This is a genomic window from Pedobacter sp. Bi27 (genome assembly GCF_918698255.1).
Classification (GTDB): domain Bacteria; phylum Bacteroidota; class Bacteroidia; order Sphingobacteriales; family Sphingobacteriaceae; genus Pedobacter.
On record NZ_CAKKMW010000008.1, the window covers coordinates 212,470 to 233,113 of the forward strand.

15 protein-coding genes are annotated in these 20,644 nt (G+C 36.6%); 12 read left to right on the top strand and 3 right to left on the bottom strand.

Features of this window, described 5'->3' with window-relative positions; all coding sequences use genetic code 11:
* Window positions 1-3 precede the first annotated feature (3 nt).
* The 9 genes from LQ227_RS22800 to LQ227_RS22840 all read left to right on the top strand — a co-directional run bounded on the left by LQ227_RS22800 (window position 4) and on the right by LQ227_RS22840 (window position 10,759).
* Window positions 4-1,257: an O-antigen translocase gene (locus LQ227_RS22800; RefSeq protein ID WP_230151251.1), complete on the top strand. Its 1,254-nt coding sequence runs from the start codon at window positions 4-6 to the stop codon at window positions 1,255-1,257.
* Window positions 1,250-2,494, top strand: coding sequence for a hypothetical protein (locus tag LQ227_RS22805; RefSeq protein WP_230151254.1), 1,245 nt, complete (start codon window positions 1,250-1,252; stop codon window positions 2,492-2,494). The genes LQ227_RS22800 and LQ227_RS22805 overlap by 8 nt, the downstream gene beginning before the upstream one ends.
* 11 nt (window positions 2,495-2,505) lie before the next feature.
* The gene (locus LQ227_RS22810) at window positions 2,506-3,663 is read left to right on the top strand and encodes an O-antigen polymerase (protein WP_230143422.1); all 1,158 of its coding nucleotides are present in this window, start codon (window positions 2,506-2,508) and stop codon (window positions 3,661-3,663) included.
* The gene (locus tag LQ227_RS22815) at window positions 3,650-4,510 is read left to right on the top strand and encodes a glycosyltransferase (protein ID WP_230143423.1); all 861 of its coding nucleotides are present in this window, start codon (window positions 3,650-3,652) and stop codon (window positions 4,508-4,510) included. Before LQ227_RS22810 ends, LQ227_RS22815 begins: the two co-directional genes overlap by 14 nt.
* Window positions 4,511-4,512: 2 nt before the next feature.
* Window positions 4,513-5,442, top strand: a complete 930-nt coding sequence (locus tag LQ227_RS22820) for a glycosyltransferase family 2 protein (protein ID WP_230143425.1) — start codon at window positions 4,513-4,515, stop codon at window positions 5,440-5,442.
* A complete protein-coding gene (locus LQ227_RS22825) occupies window positions 5,439-6,413 on the top strand; it encodes an NAD(P)-dependent oxidoreductase (RefSeq protein ID WP_230143427.1) in 975 nt (324 codons plus the stop codon). The genes LQ227_RS22820 and LQ227_RS22825 overlap by 4 nt, the downstream gene beginning before the upstream one ends.
* 335 nt (window positions 6,414-6,748) lie before the next feature.
* The gene (locus tag LQ227_RS22830) at window positions 6,749-8,083 is read left to right on the top strand and encodes an undecaprenyl-phosphate glucose phosphotransferase (RefSeq protein ID WP_230151256.1); all 1,335 of its coding nucleotides are present in this window, start codon (window positions 6,749-6,751) and stop codon (window positions 8,081-8,083) included.
* Between the two features lie 11 nt (window positions 8,084-8,094).
* Window positions 8,095-9,030, top strand: coding sequence for a sugar phosphate nucleotidyltransferase (locus tag LQ227_RS22835; RefSeq protein ID WP_230151258.1), 936 nt, complete (start codon window positions 8,095-8,097; stop codon window positions 9,028-9,030).
* A gap of 100 nt (window positions 9,031-9,130) precedes the next feature.
* Entirely contained in the window at window positions 9,131-10,759 is a 1,629-nt protein-coding gene (locus LQ227_RS22840) for a gliding motility protein RemB (protein ID WP_230143431.1), read from the top strand.
* 158 nt (window positions 10,760-10,917) lie between these two features.
* Here LQ227_RS22840 and dxs read toward each other — a convergent pair whose 3' ends face one another.
* The gene (dxs, locus tag LQ227_RS22845) at window positions 10,918-12,846 is read right to left on the bottom strand and encodes a 1-deoxy-D-xylulose-5-phosphate synthase (RefSeq protein ID WP_230151260.1); all 1,929 of its coding nucleotides are present in this window, start codon (window positions 12,844-12,846) and stop codon (window positions 10,918-10,920) included.
* Between the two features lie 466 nt (window positions 12,847-13,312).
* On the opposite strand from dxs, the gene LQ227_RS22850 reads away from it, so the two are divergent.
* The 3 genes from LQ227_RS22850 to glmS all read left to right on the top strand — a co-directional run bounded on the left by LQ227_RS22850 (window position 13,313) and on the right by glmS (window position 17,377).
* Entirely contained in the window at window positions 13,313-14,056 is a 744-nt protein-coding gene (locus LQ227_RS22850; RefSeq protein ID WP_230143435.1) for a ScpA family protein, read from the top strand.
* Window positions 14,057-14,118: 62 nt separating this feature from the next.
* Window positions 14,119-15,390 (top strand): serine hydroxymethyltransferase, encoded by a 1,272-nt coding sequence (gene glyA, locus LQ227_RS22855; RefSeq protein WP_230143467.1) that lies wholly within the window; start codon window positions 14,119-14,121, stop codon window positions 15,388-15,390.
* A 148-nt stretch (window positions 15,391-15,538) separates the two neighbouring features.
* A complete protein-coding gene (gene glmS, locus LQ227_RS22860) occupies window positions 15,539-17,377 on the top strand; it encodes a glutamine--fructose-6-phosphate transaminase (isomerizing) (protein ID WP_230143437.1) in 1,839 nt (612 codons plus the stop codon).
* Between the two features lie 395 nt (window positions 17,378-17,772).
* Here glmS and LQ227_RS22865 read toward each other — a convergent pair whose 3' ends face one another.
* Both LQ227_RS22865 and LQ227_RS22870 read right to left on the bottom strand, forming a co-directional pair.
* Window positions 17,773-19,146 (bottom strand): hypothetical protein, encoded by a 1,374-nt coding sequence (locus LQ227_RS22865; RefSeq protein WP_230151262.1) that lies wholly within the window; start codon window positions 19,144-19,146, stop codon window positions 17,773-17,775.
* 60 nt (window positions 19,147-19,206) lie between these two features.
* The gene (locus tag LQ227_RS22870) at window positions 19,207-19,905 is read right to left on the bottom strand and encodes a ComF family protein (protein ID WP_230143441.1); all 699 of its coding nucleotides are present in this window, start codon (window positions 19,903-19,905) and stop codon (window positions 19,207-19,209) included.
* Between the last annotated feature and the right edge of the window lie 739 nt (window positions 19,906-20,644).

The following is a 20,644-nucleotide window of genomic DNA, read 5'->3' on the forward strand; positions in this document are numbered from 1 at the left end:
ATCTTGAAGCTATTAAAAACAACAATTTTTTCAGGAATTATAACTTTTGTCAAGATTGCTTCAACCTTTGTTGCAAGTAAAATCGTGGCAATAAGTGCTGGACCTGCTGGGGTTGCTGTTGTAGGAGCCTTTACGAATTTTATAACAATATCGCAGACTTTTGCGAATGGGGCAATAAATAATGGGGTTATAAAGTATGCATCAGAGTACAACAATGATTCAATAAAATTAAAGAGCCTAATTAGTACCTCCCTTAAGATAACAATTTATAGCTCAATAATAAGTGGAATATTTCTGATCCTTTTTAGTGGATTTATATCTTCCATAGTATTTATGAATGAGTTGTATGTAAATCCAATCAGATTATTAGGGCTAACTATAGTTTTAACTTCGATTAATACATTAATTCTTTCTGTATTAAATGGCTTAGGCGAAATTAAACTATATACTTTTGTGAATGCATCAGGAAGTATAATAAGTCTGATTTTTACTATTATTCTTGTGTTTTTTTATAATGTGATTGGAGCATTATATGCTTTGGTTTTTTCACAATCACTTATACTACTTGTTACTGTATTCCTTCTTAGAAAGAAAAATATTTTTAGGCTTTTTTTTAATATCGAGCCCATAGATAAACAGATTGCAGTTAACTTGAGTAAATTTAGCTTTATGGCAATAATTAGTGCTTTAACAATGCCATTAGCTCAGATTATAATAAGGAATTTTTTAATTTCTAAATTGGGAATTAATGACTCTGGATATTGGCAAGGCATGATGAGAATATCAGATGGATATTTGATGCTAATAACAACATCTTTAAGTACATATTATTTGCCCAAACTTTCTTCACTAAAAACAAATAGAGAGCTCAAGACTGAAATTTATAACGGTTATAAAGTAATAATACCGGCTGTAATAACTAGCTGTTTGTTAATTTTTTTGTTGCGATTTTTTATTATAAATATTCTTTATACATCCGATTTCATTTCAATGGAAAAATTGTTCATTTGGCAATTATTGGGTGATATATTTAAAATCTTAGCTTGGGTTTTAGCTTATTTGATGTTAGCAAAAGCAATGACTAAGTTATTCGTAATTACAGAAATTATTTTTGGGTTATCTTATATTATAATAACCTATTTTTGTGTTATTAAATGGGGGATATTGGGTACGAGTATCGCATTTGCAATAAATTATTTTTTATACCTATTAGCTATGGTAATCATTTTCAGAAAAAAACTCTCGAAAAATGAATAATGTAGGTGTATTTTGCTTTTACTTTCCTAGCCGTGGAGTTAGTGGTGTACCAGTTCTTTTCTCAAGAATAGCTTTAGCTTTATCCAGAAGGGCATCAGTTAAAAAAGTATATGTAGTTGATTTTGTTGATGGGTACATTGCCGAAAGTATTAAGGGGCAAAGTAAAATAGAATTGATCCCATTTAATTTCGGAAAATCAGTGTATATACCCGATGATGTGACCTTCATTACTCAGGCTATGCTTCCTTACAGATTCCCATCTGAATTGGTAATTCCGGCAACGTCTAAAATTGTGTTTTGGAATCTTCATCCCGATAATCTGGTGCCCGTATTAATTCCATTTCCAGGTTTAAGGAATATCCAATTTTCATCATTCAATTTATATGAAAAAATTGGGAAGATGTTCTTTAAAAGAACCATTGGGCAAGTGAAAACCTTTGCTTCAATTTGTTTGCAAAAAAATGCGCTATTATTTATGGACAGCGTTAATAGGAATAAAACAGCTCAATATCTTTTTTTGGATATTTTAAATAACGATTTTTTACCTGTACCTGCTTTAAATTCGGATAAAAGAATTAATCATAAAGATAATAGCGACCTTACATTTTGCTGGGTTGGTAGACTTTGTGATTTTAAAATCCACATATTATTATACACAATTGATAAGCTCACAATAATATCCAAAGAGTTAAAAATCAAAATCAAGTATAAGATAATTGGCGATGGTCCTTTCCGATTTGAAATAGATAAATTGGATTTGAATAACGAGTTTTTTGAATTGGAGATGCTTGGAGCTGTCAGTAGTGAAAAATTAGATGATATTTTGATAAATGAAGTGGATATTCTAACTGCGATGGGGACATCAGCTTTAGAAGGAGCTAAATTCGCACTACCTACTATTGTTTTAGACTTTTCATATGCTAAAATCGTTGATAATTATAAATATCGGTGGCTTTATAATACAGAAGATTTTGATCTAGGACATAATATATCATCGAAAGACTTTGATCGTGATGGGAATAGCCTAAAACAGATTATTTTAGAATCGTTTCATAATTATAGTGATATTTCCAACAAAACATTAGATTATTTTCTAGATAACCACTCTATTGATGGGGTTGTCGAGAAATTGATTCTTGCAACAGAGGAATCAAATTTGAAGATCACAGACTTCCCAAAGTCAATTTTTAAAAAAAGTTTAATAAGGAACTTATATGAGGTTTTCAAGAAAAAATAATTCTCGTTAATATGAACACAAAAATAATTACATTATTCAAGCCAATATTAATTTTTATAGTGGTTTGGTTATTAGTGTTTTTCCTATATAGCATGAGATTGAGCGAGCTGATTTGGTTTGAAGCCTCTGCTGGATTTAAGTTCTTTTTTATAGCAACTTTTTCATTTTGTTTAGGTTATTTCTTTGTCTTTTTATTAAGAGGGCGTGTCGTGGAAAAACCATTTGTTTATACAGATTCAACTATTAAAAATATAGAAAAACGGATTATTCCGTTTTTTAAGTTTTGGATTTTTTTTACAATTATTGAGGTTATTTTCTCGAAAGGGGTTCCTTTACTTTGGATTATTCAAGGAAGTGAAAAGACGTACTTCGACTTTGGTTTACCGTCATTACACGGGTTGTTAAATGCCTTGCAGACTTCGCTTGGGATTATTAGTTTTTTTTTATACATCAAAACTGGTAAAAAGAAATATTTATATATATGTTTATTTACGTTTATATGGCAGATTGTTGTAATCTCCAGACAGCTAATCGTTACACAAATCATAGAGATATTCTATATTTACTTTATTTTTAGTAAATCTCAGTTAAAGTTAGTTCGAAATCTTTCTTTTTTTGGTTTGTTCTTTATTATACTTTTCGGTGTGGTTGGCGATTTAAGGACAGGTCAGGATAAATTTTACGAATTGGCTATGCCATCGCAAAATTGGATATCTTGGTTGCCATCAGGGTTTTTATGGGTGTATATTTATCTTGCTACTCCATTTAACAATTTACTATTTAATTTTAGTGTTCCAATTACAAATTACGACCCATCATTTCCTAATACTACAAGTCTTTTACTTCCTAGTTTAATTAGGAATTTTTTCTATGGAGATAATACAGTTTCTAATACCTCTGGAGCATTAATTAGCGAAGCTTTTAATGTGAGTTCTGCATTTACCTCACCTTATTTAGATATGGGATACTATGGTATTGCTATATTCTCATTCACTATTGGTATTATTAGTTTTTTAGCATGGTGGTCAAAAGGAAATAAACGAGTACTCTTTCGTGCTGTAATTGCGCAATGTTTAATATTGAGCATATTTTATAATCACTTTTTCTACCTGCCTATAATTTTTCAGTTATTTTGGATATCGCTAATAGTTAAAGATGAAAAATTATAGAACGCTTTTGAAGCTAAGGTCGCAATCAGGGCTGAGCAGAGATGAACGGATCGCAGTGTGTGTGCGGGTAAAAAATGAAGCTAGTGAACTTCCTCGATTTATTGATTCATTAAAAAAACAGAAAATGTTTGAATCTATTCATTTAATATTCTTGGATAGCGGAAGTAGCGATGACACTGTATCAATACTACAAAATTTAAACTGCGATTTATATTCTATACATTCAAGCGAGTTTTCATTCGGTGATTCTTGCAACCTTATGATGAGTCTGTCTGATTCAGAGTTAAATGTTTTTTTTTCAGGACATGTTATACTAGAAGAGGATTGCTTTTTTCAAAGGATTTTTAAATTATTTGAACAAATCGGCGAATTTTCTGGCTACTTCAGACAAATTGTTAATGAATATTTAGGATATTCAATCTATGACAGTACATTTTTAAAGTATTATTTTCCGAGGTATAATGGACAGTCTCCTGTTTTGCTAAAGAAAGGATTTCATTTTTCCAATGCAGGGTCTGTAATTTCTAGAAAACAATGGAAAGAAATTGGTTTTGAAGATGTTGTGGCTAGTGAAGATCAAATATTTGCGGAAGAAGTAAGTGCAAAGTTTGATGGAATTTATTATTTCCCTGATTTAAATGTTAAACATAGTCATAATGAAAGCCCTGAAAGTATAACAAAGAGGGTAAAAATTAATGTTTTAGCCAAAAATCCTAATGGCGTTCCCGCTTATAAGTATTATTTCTCTTTTTTGAAATTGTTTTTAAGCCTCTTTATCAATTCTTTTGAATTTAAGGATTCTCTTAAATTTGCTAAAGCACATTCAGAGGGCTATATTATTAAATAAATATGTTTAGAACATCATTATTAATTCCAACTTACAACGCTGGACCTGAGTTTGAAAATGTTTTGAAAAGTATATCTATTCAGAGCTTAACTGTAGATCGAAAAATTATAATGGATTCAGAATCATCTGATGAGACAGTGTGCCTTGCTAAAAAATATGGTTTTGAAACATTAACCATAAAGCAAGTTGATTTTGATCATGGCTATGTTAGACAATTGCTTTCAGAAGCAGCTAGTGACTGTGATATTTTTATTTATCTTACTCAAGATTGTATTCTCAAGAATGAAGCTTCGATTAAGCATCTAGTTGATGCTTTTGCACAACAGAAAGTCGGTATTGCTTATGGCAGACAATTGCCTCATATAGGCGCTAAAACACTTGAATCTCATGCGCGCTTGTTTAATTATCCATCTACTTCTGTCGTTAAAAAACTTTCAGATAAAGATAAATTTGGAATAAAAACAGCATCATGTTCAAACTCTTTTGCCGCATATAGAAATACAGCATTACGTGATGTTGGCGGATTCCCAAGCCATACAATTTTCGCTGAAGATGTAATTGTTGGTGGGCAAATTTTAATTAAAGGCTGGCAAATTGCATATGTAGCAGATTCTGAGGCTTATCACTCACATGACTATACTATAAAAGAGGAGTTTAAAAGGTATTTCGATATCGGAGTTTTTCATTCAACAAACATTTGGTTGTTAAATGAATTTGGATCCGCAGGTGGAGAGGGTTTTAAATATTTAAAATCAGAACTAAAGTACGTAATTAAAAATAATCCTCTAGTTTTGCCTAAAATGGCTATGTCTATAGCAGCTAAATTTTTAGGTTATAAATTAGGTATGCTACACGAAAAATTGTCGCTAAAGCAAAAGAAAATATTCTCAATGCATAGTAAATACTGGGATAAATTAGAAAAAAATAAATGAATCATTTAATATTCGGAGGTTCTGGGTTTATAGGGACCCATCTAAAAGATTATATTTCCAAAACGCTATCTCTTGCTGATCCTGTCTACAGCTATGATATTAAGAAAAAGGTTAGCGAAGATTTTACAATACTAGATATTAGACAACGTATAAATTTGAAATTAGATGGTGTTAATAATAGTGTAATTTACAATCTAGCTGCCGTGCATACCACGCCAGGTCATCCTGACCATGAATATTTTGAGACCAATATATTTGGAGCACAGAATGTATGTGATTTCGCTAGAAAGAATAATATTAATACCATTGTTTTTACCAGTTCAATTGCTCCCTATGGCGCTTCTGAAGATTATAAGACAGAAGAAACTTTACCAATGCCCAATACGCCATATGGCATCTCTAAACTAACGGCAGAATATATTCATAAACTTTGGCAATCAGAAGACCCTGAAAACCGAAAACTTATAATCGTTAGACCTGGAGTGGTTTTCGGTAAGGAAGAAGGTGGTAATTTTACCAGATTATATAATTCACTTAAGAAGGGCTTTTTCTTTTACCCGGGGAGAAAGGATACGATCAAAGCATGTGTTTATGTAAAGGATGTTGCAAGGATATTATATGAAGCAGGACAAAAGGAAAAACCGGGGCACATTACTTTTAATTTAACATATTTTCCTGCGCCTACAATTGAGGAAATCTGTATCACCATGGCAAAGGCTACTCATATTAAAGCACCGAAAATATTGGTGCCAGGCTGGGCATTAAAGACCGCGGCAGGCTCGGCTTATTTTGGCGCCAGGGTATTAGGTAAAAATATTAGTGGTATTCATCCTGATCGAGTAAAGAAGTTAATGATATCGACAAATATTTCAGGAGAAAAGCTTAGTCAATCACCCTATAAATTGCAATTTTCATTAATGGCAGCATTAACTGATTGGTACAATGATTGTGAAAGTGTAGGATTGTACTAGCAGAGTATTTTTATTTCTTTAGATACAAAAAAAGCTTACAGCTGTTGTAGGCTTTTTTTGTATCTACCTAATTAAGGCATTTATCTACTATTTTAGGTTTCATAGATACTCGTTTTCATAGAAAGTTATATTACCTATATATTGCGTCATTATTATCGATTTTTATTTTGATAATGATTTTTTAACTTTGAATTCAGAATTTGGGCATCAATTTTGTTCATTATGATTCATTCAAAACAAAAACAAGAAATAAATGTTTAAGTTTTCCCTTTAAGCCTATGCAAACACGTTACTTATTTATACTTAAATACATACTACCCATAACTGACCTAATCATGGTCAATATTGTGTACTTTTTTGCATACGAATTTACCGCTTATATGGGTAAGGCGGTGAGTTCTGAATTGCAGTGGCATTACATTGTAGTTTGTAATCTGATCTGGATTGTGAGCACTACAAGCTTTGGACTTTATAGTGAATATGGGTCGCGTAGGATTGAGCGAATCTATCGTGGGACCTGGAAAAGTGTGGTTTTACATGCTGTGTTGTTTTCAATTTACCTTTTCTTCTCTAAACAAAATGATTTCTCCAGATCTTTTCTGGTGATTTTTTATGGCATGTTGGCCATTTTGTTTTTGGTGAACCGCTTTATTGGTACCTCTTTTCAGTTTTTATTATTTAATCATTTACGAGGCGTTAAATCAGTTGCTATTATGGGTAACAACGCAACTGGTTTACAATTGGCCAGTTATTTTGAAAAGCAGCGTTATATTGAATTTCATGGTTTTATAGGCGATGTACCTGAGGATTATTTGGATCGCAATGGTCAGATTTCCGATATGGTTGGCCGCCAGTTTAAAATGGCTGTTGACAAAGGGATTAAAGATATTTATGTTACCATTGCACCAGAGCGGATGGCAGATATGACCTTGCTTACAGAAGAGGCAGAACGTCAATGTGTGCGTTTGAAATTTATCCCCGATATTAGCGGGGCCTTATTGTCCCCTTATACAGTGAGTTATCTGGGAAACGAATTCCCTGTGATTTCTTTACGTTCTGAACCACTGGAGAAGATACATAATCGCTTTAAAAAACGCGCTATTGACGTTGTATTTAGTGGTTTAGTAATTCTTTTCGTATTAAGCTGGTTGTATCCAATTATTGCGCTATTAATAAAAATGCAGAGTAAAGGTCCTGTCCTGTTCAAGCAATTAAGGAGTGGACGTGATGACGAAGCTTTCTGGTGTTTTAAATTTAGAAGCATGCGCATGAATGCCGATAGTGATAAAAGACAAGCGAGCAAAAATGATGACCGGGTTACACCGATAGGTAAATTTCTTAGAAGGTCAAGCTTAGATGAGTTGCCTCAGTTTTTTAATGTGTTCATGGGGCACATGAGTGTAGTCGGTCCCCGTCCGCATATGTTAAGCCATACCGAACAATATAAAGGTATCGTAGATCAGTTTATGGTTCGCCATTTTTTAAAACCGGGAATAACTGGCTGGGCACAGGTAAACGGCTACCGTGGCGAAACTAAAGAAGATTATAAAATGGTAAAACGAGTGGAACACGATATCTGGTATTTAGAGAATTGGAGTGCCATGCTGGATGTGAAGATTATCTTTATGACCGTAATTAATATGGCTAAAGGTGAGGAGAATGCTTTTTAATTTGGTAATTAATGAATAACAATAAGAAACCTACCTTAATTATCCTTGCGGCTGGAATGGCCAGCCGATATGGGGGGAACAAACAAACAGAATCGTTCGGTCCTAGTGGTGAAACCATCATGGAGTACTCTATTTTTGATGCCCTCAGAGCAGGATTTGGTAAGGTGATTTTTATTATCCGTGAAGAATTTGCTGAAGCATTTGCTGCGCAAATTGAACCTAAATTAAGCGGTAAAATTGAAATTGACTATGCTTATCAATCGCTGGAAAGTTTTAGCAAGGATATTGAATTTTCGAAAGAAAGAACAAAACCTTTTGGTACTGCACATGCACTACTTTGTTGCAAAGGTAAGGTGGGTGAGCCTTTTGCTGTAATTAATGCCGATGACTTTTATGGTTTAGATGCCTTTAATAAAGCCTATACATTTTTAACCCAGGATATTCAGGATGATTTATTCGCCTGCCTAGGATATGAATTAAAGAATACGGTAAGTGAGTTTGGCGCAGTTACCAGGGGAGAAATCAAAACCAATGCAGCAGATGAAATTGTTTCGATTAATGAACGAAGAGAGATTATTTTAAAAGATGGGCAAATTGTTAGCTTTGAAAAAGACCAACAGCAGATCTTGGCTGTGGATACGCAGGTGAGCATGAACTTTTTTTGTTTTACACCTGCTTTTATTGATTGGATGGAGGATAAGTATTATGCATTCTTATCTGCAAATAAGGGCGAGCTTAAGGCGGAGTTTCTTATACCGGAAGTTGCCGATCAATTGATCAAAAGTGGTGAAGCCCGTATCAAAGTTATTGCTACGGATGCCAAGTGGTTTGGGGTTACCTTTAAGGAAGATGCAGCCATGGTAAAAGAAGAACTTTTAAAACTTTCTAACGCACAAACCTATCCTGTTGATATTTGGGATGTAAGTACTCCGATAACACAATTATAGTTTTTGGAGCCCGTAAGGGCTTTTCTTTTATTGAACTTTGGTGAAGGCGTTAAATTGATAATTAATAACGTTCTTTGCCGTTTGAATTAAAATTTATCAGATGAAGAAAATCTTAGTCCTCCTATTTTTAGTCGTTTCCATTTACGAGGTTAAAGCCCAGGCTGTTTATCAACCTTACTCTTATCAATTTTACCAGAAACTGAGTAGTGAGATTTATAATCCAAATACACGGATTCACAGCTCTTTAAAGCCTTTTTTTATTGATGATAGTTTGCTGCGCGATAAGAGTAGCATATTGTTAAGTATTGGCGCAGATTCAACGAGAAAATCATGGGCGGCCAGAAAGTTGTTTCAAGAGCATTTATTTGATATTCAAAAAGAAGATTTTACGGTTTATGCCGATTTTTTGCCTGACTTCCAGATCGGGAGAGATTTTTCAGGAAAAAAAAATACTTATTTAAATACCCGTGGTTACCAGGTTGGCGGTACAATAGGAAAGAAATTTTCTTTTTATACCAGTGGGTTCGAAAATCAGGGCCGCTTTGCAGATTATTATAGAAATTATATCGATCAAACTGGAGTTGTTCCTGGCCAATCTTATAACCGTGTTGGTGGTAAATACGGTCAGGGTTATAATCCCGACATTAATCCTTTAACTGCAGATTGGTCTTATGTAACCGCTACCGTATCATATACGCCCATAAAATATTTGAATGTTACTGCTGGGTATGATAAAAACTTTGTGGGAGATGGTTACCGGTCCTTATTATTATCTGATTATGCATCTCCTTATCCATTCTTAAAATTAACAGGGAACTTAGGTAATGTACAATATATGGTGATGTGGGCAGCGATGCAGGATCCAAGTGCACCACGGTTGTCTTATGAAGCTGGTTTTAGAAAAAAGGGTGGGATATTCCACTATTTAGATTGGAACGTGAATAATAGGTTGTCGATCGGATTCTTTGATTCAATTGTATGGGCGCAAACAGATGACGCAGGGAACAGAAGAGGTTTTGACTGGGGTTATGCGAATCCAATTATTTTCTTAAGACCAATTGAAGCTTCAAGCGGCTCTCCAGACAACGCCTTAATAGGGTTTACAGGAAAATATAAATTTGCAAAGGAACTGGTTGCATACGGCCAGTTTTCTTTAGATGAATTTCAGGCAAAGGAGTTTTTCTCTTCAGAAGGTAGTTCAAGAAATAAATATGCATGGCAACTGGGATTTAGAGGTGCGGATGTTTTTAAAGTTGAAGGCCTAAATTATTTATTAGAATACAACACGGCTAAACCTTATACTTTTTCTTCGCGTAAACCTATACTAAATTATGCGCAATATGGGGAGCCTTTGGCACATCCGCTGGGTGCAAACTTTAGAGAGTTGATTGGTTTGTTAAACTATTCTTATAAACGTTTTGATTTTAGCGGCGAACTGATGTATGCTAAGTACGGCCTTGATATCTCTGGACAGAACTATGGTAAGAACATTTTCGAGCCTTATACTGATGCGGTGCAAACTACAGGGAATTATACTACACAAGGGATCCGTACCAATCTTTTTTACGCTGAAGGAAAAGTTGCATACGTGGTTAACCCGAAATACAACCTGCGCTTAGAACTAGGCGGTGTGGTTAGGAGAGAAAGTAACAATTTAGGTAAAAATACAACCGGATTAATTACTTTCGGCTTACGGAGTTCGTTTAGAAATTTATACTCTGATTTTTAGTTAAGCTTATGATATGATAAAGCCTCAGTTATTTATATAGCTGAGGCTTTATGTTTTATTAATTATCCGTCATCCTGACGATAGGAAGGATCTTTACTTGCAAAATTGAGACTCTTCGCTGCGCTTAGAATGACAATCATTACAAGAATGATGGTAGCCTACCCTGCCATGCTATTTGTTGTTCTTTTTACAGCCACTTTTCTTACTGCCGCTATAATTGCATTTTTATCATAACCGCATTCGGCCCAAAGCTCGGCCTGTTCTCCATGTTCGATAAACTGATCTGGAATACCTAAACGGATCACATTGGCACTATAACCATGATCGGCCATAAACTCCAGTACTGCTGAACCCACTCCACCTGGCAAAGAGCCATCTTCTACGGTGATTACATATTTATATTTAGCAAATACTTCATGTAGTAGCTGCTCATCCAATGGCTTCACAAAACGTAAATCGTAATGTGCTGGATAAAAACCTTCGCTGTTTAATTCGGCTCGTGCCTCAACGGCAAAGTTACCTACGTGGCCAATAGTTAATAAGGCTACATCCTCTCCATCACAGATCTTACGTCCTTTGCCAATTTCTAATGCTTTGAATGGTCGCTTCCAATCGGGCATAACACCATTACCACGTGGGTAACGGATTACAAATGGCCCCACATTTTCTTGTTGAGCAGTAAACATCAGGTTACGCAATTCTTCTTCGTTCATTGGCGAAGAGATCACTAAATTCGGGATACAGCGCATGTAAGCAATATCATATGCACCATGGTGTGTTGCACCATCAGCACCTGCTAAGCCCGCCCTATCCAAACAAAACACTACGTTTAGCTTTTGAATGGCTACATCATGGATCACCTGATCGTATGCCCTTTGCATAAAGCTTGAATAGATGTTACAAAAGGGAACTAATCCTTGTGTCGCTAAACCAGCCGAGAAAGTCACGGCATGTTGCTCTGCAATACCCACATCGAATGCACGTTTTGGCATCGCTTTCATCATAATATTCAACGATGATCCTGATGGCATAGCAGGTGTAATACCTACAATTTTATCATTCGCCTCTGCCAGCTCAACCATGGTATGCCCGAAAACATCCTGGTATTTTGGCGGTTGCGGCTTATCGGGAGTGCTTTTTTTGATTTCACCGGTAATCTTATCGAAAAGACCTGGTGCATGCCACTTGGTCTGATCTTTTTCTGCCAATGCAAAACCTTTACCTTTTACAGTAACGCAGTGTAAAAGTTTAGGACCGGGAATAGCAGATAAATCTTTTATGGTCTGTGCTAAACGTTTTACATCGTGCCCGTCAACGGGGCCGAAGTATCTAAAATTTAAGGCTTCGAATAAATTACTTTGTTTAAGTAAGGTTCCTTTAATGCTTTTCTCAATTTTCTTAACATACTTATGTGCATTAGGGCCTAGTTTAGAAAGCCCTGTGAGTACATGAGAAATATCATCACGGAAACGGTTGTACGATTTTGAAATGGTGATGCTGGTTAAATATTCCTTAAGTGCACCCACATTCGGATCGATAGACATGCAGTTATCGTTCAGGATCACAAGTACATTACTGTTTTCGATCCCGGCATGGTTTAATCCCTCAAATGCTAAACCAGCTGTCATGGCGCCATCGCCGATAACGGCAACGTGTTGCCGATCGGTTTCACCTTTTAACTGCGAAGCCACCGCCATCCCTAAAGCGGCCGAAATTGAAGTAGAAGAATGGCCTACACCAAAGGTATCATATTCACTTTCTGAAATCTTCGGGAAACCGCTAATACCACCGTATACACGGTTGGTATGGAATAAATCCCTACGCCCGGTTAATATTTTATGTCCGTATGCCTGATGGCCTACGTCCCAAACCAACTTGTCGTAAGGGGTACTTAATGCATAGTGTAAGGCCACTGTTAATTCAACAACACCTAAACTGGCTCCAAAATGGCCACCGTTAACACTAACTACATCAATGATATACTGTCGTAATTCCTGGCTTATTTGTTCTAAGTCAGATTCGCTATATTGCTTTAAATCAGCGGGATAGTTGATTTTAGATAATAGGGGGCCAGCTTTTACTTGCATTCGAAATTTATGGTAAAAAACAAGATACAAAGTAAGGCAAATTTGTTTTAATATAGAAGAGAAAAATAGTGGTTTATTATTGAGCGTTAAGCGGTTGGCGTTGAGGGCTTAGCGGGTGCAGATTAAGGGTTTAGGTTTAAGTCAAAAGGAATATTAACCACAGATAAAATGGATACACACAGATAAACCTCAGTTCTATTTGTATTTGTGGTAAAATGGCTTTAGTTATTGACAATTGGGTTATGGGCGTTTAGTTGTGTTTATGAGATAGCGGATAAGGTTAAGGAAAACCGTTTTGGGTTTAAAAACAAAATTAACCGTAGATAAACACAGCTATAAATATAGATCTGTGTTTATCTGTGGTAAAAATCTAAAATTAATGACATTAACTTTAGGGTTTAGTGGTTAATAGGCTAGGGTTTATATTATTAAGGGCTAAAATTTTTCGTTATGTTTGTCTCTTCACATGCAGGCAGAGAATTTTGAAATAAAACTTCCGGTATTCGAAGGCCCCTTCGATTTGTTGCTGTTCTTTATAGAGCGGGATGAACTCAATATCCAGGATGTGGAGATTGCCAAAATCACCAACGACTTTTTGGCCTACATCCATCAGCTCCTTGCTTTAAATGTAGAAGTTGCCAGCGAATTTATCTTAGTGGCCGCAACCTTGATGCGCATTAAATCTAAAATGCTTTTGCCAAGGATTGAGGTTGATGAAGCCGGAAATGAAATTAATGCTGAACAAGACCTGATCGCAAGGCTTATCGCCTATAAGCAGTTTAAATCTGCAGCAGAAGAAATGAAAGTTTTTGAAGAGGAACGGCTTAAACAAGATCAACGGGGTAATATTGCATATGATTTAACCCTGGCCGCCGCATCTTCCAGTCACCAGGATGAACTTTTATCATTGGATCTCTATAAACTTTTAACCGTTTACCACCGAACGATGCAGAAGTATGAGCTGCGCAGCGAAGAGGTTAAACACACCGTGGTACAATATCCTTACACTATCGAGCAACAAAAACACTTTATTGCGAATCTGCTCGATATCAATAAACAGATCGATTTTGCCTTAGTGCTTAAAAATTCGGAGAATAAAGTGCATTTCGTTTATAATTTCCTGGCTATTTTAGAAATGTTGCAGCAACAAATCGTAGAGATAACCATTGGGAGCGGCTTTAACAACTTTAATGTGAAAGCATTATCCTAATACGGCCTAAATTAAATTTGAATTTCTTACTTTTGCCAAAAAAATACAAACCTCATATAATGATGACACGCGACAACCAAATTTTTGAACTTATTGATAAGGAGTTAAACCGCCAAGAGCATGGTTTAGAGCTTATTGCATCAGAAAACTTTGTAAGCAAGCAAGTGATGGAAGCTGCCGGATCGGTACTAACCAACAAATATGCTGAAGGCTTACCAGGAAAACGTTACTATGGCGGTTGCCAGGTAGTGGATGTAGTAGAGCAGATTGCTATCGATAGGGCAAAAGAGTTGTTCGGCGCAGCATGGGTAAACGTTCAGCCACACTCTGGCGCACAAGCTAACGCAGCAGTAATGCTTGCCGTTTTGCAGCCAGGCGATAAAATATTAGGATTTGATCTTTCTCATGGAGGCCACTTAACCCATGGCTCGCCTGTTAACTTTTCGGGTAAACTATACCAGCCTTTATTTTATGGCGTTGTAAAAGAAACAGGATTAATTGACTATAAAAAATTAGAAGAAGTTGCTTTAGCCGAAAAACCTAAATTAATTATCTGCGGTGCATCTGCTTATTCCCGCGAGTGGGATTACGCTTTTATCCGTGCAGTAGCTGATAAAATCGGTGCTTTGGTTTTAGCTGATATTTCTCACCCTGCAGGTTTAATCGCAAAAGGATTATTGGCCAATCCGCTTCCACATTGCCATATTGTAACCACTACCACCCACAAAACTTTACGTGGTCCACGTGGAGGTATGATTATGATGGGGCAGGATTTCGAAAATCCATGGGGATTAAAAACACCTAAAGGCGAAATCCGTTTAATGAGTAACCTGCTCGATATGGCGGTTTTCCCTGGTACACAAGGTGGTCCGTTAGAGCATATTATTGCAGCTAAAGCAATTGCTTTTGGCGAAGCTTTAAGCGAGGAGTACGGAACATATATTAAACAAGTTGCCGCTAATGCACAGGCAATGGCCAAAGCATTTGTAGCTAAAGGATATGGCATTATTTCTGGAGGTACAGATAACCACTTGATGCTGATCGATCTTCGAAATAAAAATATTACTGGTAAAGTAGCTGAAAATGCTTTAGAGAAAGCTGAAATTACAGTGAACAAAAACATGGTTCCTTTCGATGATAAATCGCCGTTTGTAACTTCAGGTATCCGTGTAGGTACTGCCGCAATTACTACACGCGGTTTAAAAGAGACTGAAATGCAGAAGATTGTAGATTTAATCGACCAGGTTTTAACCAATCCGGAAGATGAAGCTAACCTGAATAGTGTAAAAGCTGAGGTGATTAAGTTGGTAAGTGCCTTCCCACTATATAAATAAGATTATACACTCACTCGGCTAGAGTGACAATGACACAAGCAGTTACATTAATTTGTAACTGCTTTTTTTTTGTGAAGTAAGTTTTTCGCCTTAATGATGTAAAACAAACGTTTGTTTTATATATTTGACCAATAAAATGATGTAACTTATGTGTGGAATAGTAGGCTATATTGGCTACAGAGAAGCCTGGCCGATTGTATTGAAAGGTCTTAAAAGATTAGAATACCGGGGTTATGATAGTGCTGGTATTGCACTGATGAACGATAGTGGTCAGCATATTTATAAAAAGGCTGGAAAAGTAGCTGTTTTAGAAGAATATGCCGAAGACAAAGATAAGTCTGGTACAATTGGTATGGGACATACGCGATGGGCAACTCATGGCGTGCCTTCCGATAGAAACTCTCATCCCCACACATCAAATGGCGGTAAGCTGTCTATTATCCATAATGGAATTATCGAAAACTACGCCACCTTAAAAGAAGAATTGACTAGTCGTGGCCACGAGTTTAAAAGCGACACCGATACAGAGGTATTGATCCACCTGATTGAAGAAATCCAGGAAATTGAAAATATTGATCTTTTAGAAGCAGTTCGTTTGGCTTTGCAGGAAGTGAACGGTGCCTACGCCATCGTGATTATGGATAAAGAACACCCTGATCGTTTAATTGTGGCGAGGAAAGGAAGTCCGATGGTAATTGGTGTTGGAGCAGGAGAATATTTTATTGCCTCTGATGCGACCCCGATTATTGAGTATACTAAAACCGTAATTTATTTAAAGGATGGCGAAATCGCCCTGATTACCAAAAATGACCTTTTAGTTAAACAATTGGATAACGTAGTGCAAACCCCCTTAATTCAAGAGTTACAGTTAAAACTTGAGATGCTGGAGAAAGGTGGCTTTGATCACTTTATGCTTAAAGAAATTTATGAGCAGCCACGTTCAATTAAAGATTGTATGCGTGGACGGATTTATCCTGAAGAAGGAAAAGTTCAGCTTGGCGGGATCAAAGAATTCGCAGAGAAATTAAAAAATATAGACCGGATCATTATTGTGGCCTGCGGAACATCGTGGCATGCAGGTTTGGTTGGCGAATACCTGATCGAAGAATATGCCCGTATACCTGTAGAGGTAGAGTATGCTTCAGAGTTCAGATACAGAAATCCGATAATTACCGAAAAAGATGTAGTAATTGCCATTTCACAATCCGGCGAAACTGCCGATACCATGGCGGCCATCGAGATGGCTAAAGAACGTGGAGCAACTATTTTTGGGATCTGTAATGTTGCTGGGGCTTCCATCCCGCGTTTAACCCATGCCGGGGTTTACACCCATGCGGGTCCAGAAATTGGCGTAGCCTCAACAAAAGCATTTACTGCCCAGGTAACGGTTCTAACCTTGATGGCCTTTTATATGGCGCAACAAAAAGGGACCATTACCACCTCAAAATTAATCGAGCTTTTAACCGAACTGGATCATATCCCAGAAAAGATCCAGGTTGCTTTAGAATCGAACGATCTGATCAAAGAAGTTGCAGAAAAGATCAAAGATTCTACCAACTGTTTGTTCTTGGGAAGAGGTAGTGGTTTTCCTGTGGCCTTAGAAGGTGCCTTAAAACTTAAGGAAATTTCTTATATCCACGCAGAGGGTTATCCTGCAGCGGAAATGAAACATGGGCCTATCGCTTTAATTGATGAAGAAATGCCGGTGGTTTTTATTGCTACGCAGAATTCATCATACGAAAAAGTAATCAGCAATATACAAGAAGTAAAAGCAAGAAAAGGTAAAGTGATTGCGATTGTAACCCAGGGAGACTCGGAGGTGAAGAAAATGGCCGATTACTGTATCGAAATTCCTGATGCCAATGAAGCCTTTTTACCACTTATAGCAACTATTCCGCTTCAGTTATTGTCGTATCATATTGCAGTGATGCGTGGTTGTAATGTAGATCAGCCTAGAAACTTAGCTAAATCTGTAACAGTAGAATAATTTTATAACAAAACAAATAAATAGGACTTTGCATTAATTTGTAGCTGCTTTTTTGTTAGGGGAGTATTTAAATACTGACTTTGTTAACTAAGCCAGATTGAACGGATGCCGTTTTAATCTATATATTTTGATATTGATGAATTAAAACGGCAGGAGGAAAAGCGGGCTGCCATAGGCACAAATGCTAAATTCTAAAGAAATAAATCTTGTTGGAGATTGAAGCGGTATTAAAAAATAGCCTGAAAATGGAGTGGCAATCCTAATCTTAATCTTGTAAAAAGTAAAGGGCCGATATTCTTTAGAAGAAATATCGACCCTTACCATCTAAATTAACGCTCTCGAATATATAAACGGAAATTATCGCCATTTTGTTTTGAGAAAATGAAAAAAATAAGTTATTTCTCGTAACTACCTAAGGTTGAGGGAGAAATTCTTGCATTTCCTTTAGCATCCTGATTAAGGTAATTAAAGAAATACGGATCAGTATTTAAATCAGTTCCCTTTTTTCTGACGATGCTACCGGGAGATACCCGAAAATCTCCTAGATCTTGATTAATGAAAAGAGGATCGGTATTTAAAATGTTGCCATTGTTACTGTAAGCGCTGTTGGTAGATCGGATTAAATTGCTCCATAAATTGAACTGCACTATTGCAGACGTTTTCTTTTGGATATCCAGTTCATTCGTTAAATTCCCCCATATGATATTATTGGTTAAATCTACCTGAAGTTTGTTATAAGCATTTGCCGATAAATAATCCGAAAAACTCAGAGCGGCAGTTTTACGTGGGAAATTTGAGTTGTAACCAGCAAAAGTATTCTGTTTTAAGTTGTAATTCCCTCCCCCTACTGCATATATTAAGTAATTGCCGCAGTTATACATTACATTATTAAATGCAAGCAGTTCCGAGTGGTAGCCAATGTAAGCCGCCACCTGCATATTTTTAATAGTACTATTGCTTAAAATTAATTTGGGGTTGTTGTTCACGGACAAAGAATCGGAGGTAATGCCAACAGATGCATTTTTAATAATCGCATTTTTAATAAGCCCACATCCGGTTCGTTTTAAGAAAATCCCTTTCCATTGTCCGGGCTCATCGCTATATATGTATTCCAGCCTGTCGCTACAAAATAGTACAGGTTCAGTAAGGCTGCCATTAACCACTAGATTCCCTTCTATATTTAAATTTGCATCCTTGTGAAAATAAATTTTAGTTCCAGGCTGGATGGTTAGTGACCCTCCGTTCTTAACGGTTAACGATCCATTAATAATGTAGGGTAAAGCTTTTGTCCAGATGGTATTGGCATTAATCGTCGATTCGTTAACAAATACAGCATTCTGCCCATAAGCTAAAAGCTGAATCACCTGTTTATTCCCATTTGTATTTAATATGATAGAATCTTGAACAAGAAAGGGCAGGTTAGTTGAATTTGGGTTGATCGAAACTTTGACAAAAAGGTTTATAGAATCCCTGCCGTTTATAATGAGATCATTTTTGCTCTGCGTTTGCTCCCCGTTAATGTTAATGCTAAAAGCCGAAGTATTGCCACCTGATAATCTGATTTCGGAAACTTTAACCGCATCATTGTTCCAGTTAACGATCTTTATTCTTTTGGTTATTGATCCTACTGAAGTAAAAATGGTATCAAATAATACTTCTTTATTAGAGATGTTTAGTTTGGCGTTCGGATCTGTGGTTATACGCTCCCCTTTCCGGCAAGCTGAACCAAAGAATAAAATTAAAAGCACTAAACCAATATTTAAACGCATAAATCAAACTTAGAAAAATGTTTGGCCACTTACAATAGCGCTTAAACCGTGTAACCGTAATTATTCTGCAAAGGCAAGGGCTGCAATGCTCACTTTTGCCGCCCCAATAGTTAAGAGTGTATTGGCACAGGCTTCAAGTGTTGCCCCGGTGGTTATTACATCGTCAACCAGTAAAATATGTTTACCGATGATTTCTTCAGCAGAATTTACCTGAAAAACATCTTTCATGTTTTCATACCGGTTATACCTGCTTTTTTTAGTTTGACTCTCCGTTGAAGTAGTCCGGATAAGGTGATCTTCACTAATATCTATTCCCATTTGTGATGCAATTCCTTCTGCAATAAAGCTACTTTGGTTATAACCCCTAATCTTATATTTTTTACGATGCAAAGGAACTGGGATAACCATGTTGATATCTTGGTAAAGAATTCCGCTTTTTAGCCGCTCGCCTAGCATATTGCCTAATAATACCCCAACATCGGTTCTGCCATTATATTTTAAGTTGTGGATTAAGTTTTGAACCTTCGCTCCTTTTCTAAAATACAACATGGCCATTGCAGCATTAAGTGGTAAGCGGCCCCATAACTGCTTGGCAACCCTATTATCTGCATGTTGGTGATAATCGGTAAAAGGGAGATCGTATAAGCATTTTAAACAAATCAACTGTTCGTGGCGAAACAAAGAATTGCCGCATGCATTGCATAAATTTGGGAATAGCAATCCAAATAAGTCCGAAGTCCATTGTTTTACCAGATGCATTTAACTAATTTATAAAATATTTTTGACTTCCGAAGTTTAAAAGGCAGAGAGGTTGGAAAACTTCGGAAGTTTGCCTAGTGATATATTCTTTATGATTTTTAGGAAAGCTGGTTCAGTGTTACTATGTAGGTGTTGTCCCGCCATCCGTTACAAAGCCTTGGTTCGTTCCTCACCATCGGGTTTTCCACTTCTGTCGGGTTTATTCTGCAGGGTCTTCCTAAGTTTTAAACGGCTGTGTGCAGGGGAAAACTTCGGAAGTCTCTTCAGGCCACGCTGGGTTTAATGCTACACTATATATTAAGAGTGCCTTTGTTTTTTTAGCAAAGCAGGTTCTGTGCTACTATACAGGTATGTTCCCGCCATACGCTGTAGCCCTGGTAGAAAAACCGGGGGCTGCCGCTGCTGTCGGGTTTAGCTGGCAGGGTCTTCCGGAGTTTTAAACGGCCGGGCGGAGGAGAAAACCCGGTAAGTCTGAAGAGACTAGACAGCTACAAACAGCTGTTCCCCTAAAAAGTTTTGCCCTGCGGTGTATTTTTTCTGTCTGAAAACCATGTTGTTATCCCAAACCTTCAGATAATCGGGGTAAAAGCTTTGCAGAAGCGTTAATTTTTTCTACTTTTGCATCCCGCTTCGGAGGAAGGGTTTGATTGAAAAGATGGCAGAGCGAGATGGAGGGCATGATTTATTTTAAAATAAATATTGCGGGAGCGGAAAAGATTGCTACCTTTGCAGCCCGGAT

What these genes read in the sequence shown, in the direction of transcription:
- LQ227_RS22870 (WP_230143441.1), bottom strand. Translation starts at nt 19,905, where the DNA reads ATGCATCTGGTAAAACAATGGACTTCGGACTTATTTGGATTGCTATTC.
- LQ227_RS22840 (WP_230143431.1), top strand. Translation starts at nt 9,131, where the DNA reads ATGAAGAAAATCTTAGTCCTCCTATTTTTAGTCGTTTCCATTTACGAG.
- glmS (WP_230143437.1), top strand. Translation starts at nt 15,539, where the DNA reads ATGTGTGGAATAGTAGGCTATATTGGCTACAGAGAAGCCTGGCCGATT.
- LQ227_RS22835 (WP_230151258.1), top strand. Translation starts at nt 8,095, where the DNA reads ATGAATAACAATAAGAAACCTACCTTAATTATCCTTGCGGCTGGAATG.
- LQ227_RS22850 (WP_230143435.1), top strand. Translation starts at nt 13,313, where the DNA reads ATGCAGGCAGAGAATTTTGAAATAAAACTTCCGGTATTCGAAGGCCCC.
- LQ227_RS22810 (WP_230143422.1), top strand. Translation starts at nt 2,506, where the DNA reads ATGAACACAAAAATAATTACATTATTCAAGCCAATATTAATTTTTATA.
- LQ227_RS22820 (WP_230143425.1), top strand. Translation starts at nt 4,513, where the DNA reads ATGTTTAGAACATCATTATTAATTCCAACTTACAACGCTGGACCTGAG.
- LQ227_RS22805 (WP_230151254.1), top strand. Translation starts at nt 1,250, where the DNA reads ATGAATAATGTAGGTGTATTTTGCTTTTACTTTCCTAGCCGTGGAGTT.
- LQ227_RS22815 (WP_230143423.1), top strand. Translation starts at nt 3,650, where the DNA reads ATGAAAAATTATAGAACGCTTTTGAAGCTAAGGTCGCAATCAGGGCTG.
- LQ227_RS22825 (WP_230143427.1), top strand. Translation starts at nt 5,439, where the DNA reads ATGAATCATTTAATATTCGGAGGTTCTGGGTTTATAGGGACCCATCTA.
- LQ227_RS22865 (WP_230151262.1), bottom strand. Translation starts at nt 19,146, where the DNA reads ATGCGTTTAAATATTGGTTTAGTGCTTTTAATTTTATTCTTTGGTTCA.
- dxs (WP_230151260.1), bottom strand. Translation starts at nt 12,846, where the DNA reads ATGCAAGTAAAAGCTGGCCCCCTATTATCTAAAATCAACTATCCCGCT.
- glyA (WP_230143467.1), top strand. Translation starts at nt 14,119, where the DNA reads ATGACACGCGACAACCAAATTTTTGAACTTATTGATAAGGAGTTAAAC.
- LQ227_RS22830 (WP_230151256.1), top strand. Translation starts at nt 6,749, where the DNA reads ATGGTCAATATTGTGTACTTTTTTGCATACGAATTTACCGCTTATATG.